The sequence below is a fragment of the Frankia sp. Allo2 genome, from assembly GCF_000733325.1.
GTDB lineage: Bacteria > Actinomycetota > Actinomycetes > Frankiales > Frankiaceae > Frankia > Frankia casuarinae.
Genome location: NZ_JPHT01000086.1, coordinates 1 through 3,267, shown reverse-complemented (window position 1 = coordinate 3,267; position 3,267 = coordinate 1). Strand labels below are relative to the sequence as shown.

The following is a 3,267-nucleotide window of genomic DNA, read 5'->3' as shown; positions in this document are numbered from 1 at the left end:
CCTCCCGGCTGACCCCGACCCCCGAGACCCCAGCGGAGTGCCCCACGGTCACGCCGCCCACGATCATGCCCCAACGGGATTTCCGAATACGTACAAGAAATTAGGCGGTGGAACCGCAATCAGCGAACGCTCGGCGGCCTTAACGAGCGACTTCTCAAGGTCAGTGAACATCGGACCCAGTAGATTTCTGGCGCTCAGCTTATTGGCAGCGGCAATCGTCTCCGAGAGATACGAAGAACTCAGGCTCTGGGTCAGGACTCCCGCAAGCCGTGCGCCAGCCAGATCCATGGAGGCAATCTTTGCCAAGGAGCTGGTGGCTCCAAGTTCTTTGATGATTGCTTCATATGGCACGGTTGATCCAGCCAGCTGTGCGGCAATTTTCGATATTGAGGAGTTATTGACCGCCAGGGCGTCTCGCATCATTCGAGAAAGCTGCTCATTCATTCCCGTGTAGACGCCGGGCGGCACCCGCAACACGATTTCGCTGAGGCGATCCATATCTTTGGACGCAATCTCAAGTGCGGGATCTTCCTCGTCGTGTTCGTCGGTGCTCATTCTGGCTACTCCTTACTCCTGCACCGACTTTTTCATCGGTAGTCGAACCAGCATACGGCAGGCCGCCCCAGGTGAGGCGGGTACTACGGGNGCAAANCTTGTCTACGTCGCTCAAGCGCCGCTCCGCGGCGACCCGCTCCGCCTCCCTCCGGTCGCCGGCGCGGACGGGCGGACGCAGCCTGAACAACAAATATGTTCACGGCTCCACCACGTTCAGCGTTACGCCGGTTTTCCTACCGATGGCCGTCACCCATTTCTCTAGCACATCCGTCCTGCGTTCCAGCCCCGCCACATCCGCCGCCGTATGCTCAGCCCGCAACACGTAGCCATCCATGGCCGCCAGGAGGNCGCCAAACTTGTCTTCCCGCGCTTGGATAACACCGGCCAGACGTGCTACATCGCCGGTCAGCACGTCTATGGACTTCGCCATATGCTCAAAGCGGCGGTTCGTATCAGCCTGCAACTCATCAAAGCGCTTATCGAGATGCTTAGTTAATTGCCGGATTGCTTCATCGTTCATCGTTTCCTAGTATGCCTCTATTTACTGCGCACTTCAAGATAGAATATCCGGCCTCGCTTGCCCACGGCGGGCGTACTCCCCTTGACTTGTAAGGGGAGGGATGGCATTGCGCTCATTGACGTTTCTTTTGATACCCGATACGCTAGAGCCAGGTTAGTTCTCAGTTGTTCTTGTTCGTAACGGCGCTCCGTTTGCAGACGGGTCGCCGTTTTTCGTGCTTATATGTGGCAGTCAACTGCTACGACGCGCTGGCCGCCGTAGCGTGTTTGGATGTCCTCCAGGCGGTTGGTACGCCACTCCTCCCTCGGCACATCTTCCCTCGTGACGATGCCCCACCATCCCATCTGCCCCTGCTGAATCCACTCACCATCAGGCAGGATAAACGCAAACGGCATGGTATCGGACGTCAGGTTCTTTACGTCCGTCACGTTGTTTTCGATGCTCTCGTGACTTTGCTCGAAATTCAAGCCGTCGTCTTCGCTTTCGGTGGTCAATCCCGTTATCAGCCCATCCCAGCGGCCACCAATACACCACCAGTCCCATTTACTTTTCGGGTTGTAGGTGCTGGGGTACGTTCCAGAACCCTGGCAGTTGTCGCAATCGGGGTCTGGCTTTATGGTCAGCCCTGCGAGCGCCTGTTTCTCTGCCTCCCTCAAGGGCTGGGTGCGCTTGAGCCATGCTTCTTCGGAGTGATCTTCGCGCGGACGCTCGTGGAATGTGTTGCGTAACATCTCCCACGTCAGGCCGGTNTTCTCCGTCGCGATCTCAGAAGCCATATTGTCCGCCCGCCTGGTTCCGCATCCGCAAGGTCTGTTGTAGGCGTCCACCACTATATCTTCGTCGTACGGCTCCATGACCTCGTGTAGGTAGCTTTCCGCATCCTCGGTTTCGATATGGTCGGGGAGAATGACGCCAAGCAGAAAGTGGCTCATAGCGCCACCTCCGCCATTTCCTCGGCCAGCCGCAATAGGGCGGGGTTGGAATTCTCGTCGATGGAGCGGGACGCGCCGTCGAACCAGTCCAGGAAGTGGAACGTGGCGGCCACTACCTGGCCGTTGTCCACCTCCGCATCCATATGCGCTGAGGGGCCACCCCAAAAGAACTCCACCCGCACGAGCCGCCGCGCCGACACCGCCAGCGGCTCCAGTTCCTCGTGTAGCTCCTCCTCGCGGGCGTCGTCGTTTGCCCGTTGCGCCTTCTCCAGGCGTTTGTATCTTCTCCTGTACCAGCGCTCCAGGCTCAAAAGCTGGGCGTCAATACGGTTTTCGCATGTTGCATTTCGATCATCGGACATGGTTGGTTCCTCCATGCCCGGCTCTAGCAATATCAGGTTGTCAAGGTGTAATCAGCCGGTGGCACACTGTTCAGGGCGGGCGCACCAGCGGGACGGGCGCGCTGCCAGGGTGGTGCAACTTCGCTGTACTTCTTTCAAGCGTGTAGCCGGAGCACGGGAGGGGCGTAGGGCAGGGGCGTGCGTCAGAGATCACCTGAGGGAGCGCCACGGAAAACGCCGGTGCCGCGGATTACTAATGAGCGGCTTTCCCGCTAAAATAGACAACAGCCCCAGCAGCGCACCAGATCAAAGGAGATCGGCCCATGCCTGCTCGCCATCAGGTTACTACTGATGTTCATCTAATCTTGCTCCGAAACAACGAAGCCCTGTTCGGCCGTCGCCAGAACACCGGCTACGAGGACGGTGCGTACCACCTGCCCTCCGGCCACCTGGAGGCGGGAGAGTCCGTGGTCACGGCCCTCATTCGGGAGGCCAAAGAGGAAATCGGGGTGACGATCCAGCCGGAGGCGGTGGAGTTCGCGCACATCATGCACAACTCTTCCGGCGGCGGCCGGGCCGCCTTCTTCTTCATCGTCCGGGAGTGGGACGGCGAACCGGTGAACCGGGAGCCGGAGAAGTGCAGCGAACTGGCCTGGTTCCCACTGGATGCCCTGCCGGACCACATGATCGCCTACTGCCGGGCGGCGCTGGAAGACATCGCCGCGGGCCGGTCCTTCTCCGTCTTCGGCTGGTAGCCGTGGCCGGGCCACACCCGGGGCCGGTGGTCTGCGTCAGCTACCTGGCCGCCGCCTCTCTCTGGACAGTGAGCCTTTCCCGGTAACGATTCGTCACGTGACGTGATCGCAATGGTGTGTTGGTGTGTTGGGTGTCAGGCGGTTCTGCGGTGCTCGGTGTGGAG

3 protein-coding genes are annotated in these 3,267 nt (G+C 59.7%); 1 reads left to right on the top strand and 2 read right to left on the bottom strand.

Annotation, left to right across the window (positions count from 1 at the left end; genetic code table 11):
• Positions 1 to 63: 63 nt before the first annotated feature.
• Both ALLO2_RS26100 and ALLO2_RS22745 read right to left on the bottom strand, forming a co-directional pair.
• Positions 64 to 555, bottom strand: a complete 492-nt coding sequence (locus ALLO2_RS26100; RefSeq protein WP_023842235.1) for a hypothetical protein — start codon at positions 553 to 555, stop codon at positions 64 to 66.
• A 1,448-nt stretch (positions 556 to 2,003) separates the two neighbouring features.
• Positions 2,004 to 2,369, bottom strand: coding sequence for a hypothetical protein (locus ALLO2_RS22745; RefSeq protein WP_011436947.1), 366 nt, complete (start codon positions 2,367 to 2,369; stop codon positions 2,004 to 2,006).
• Between the two features lie 302 nt (positions 2,370 to 2,671).
• On the opposite strand from ALLO2_RS22745, the gene ALLO2_RS22740 reads away from it, so the two are divergent.
• Complete coding sequence (locus ALLO2_RS22740; protein WP_011436946.1) at positions 2,672 to 3,103, top strand: NUDIX domain-containing protein; 432 nt, start codon at positions 2,672 to 2,674, stop codon at positions 3,101 to 3,103.
• The last annotated feature ends 164 nt before the right edge of the window (positions 3,104 to 3,267 follow it).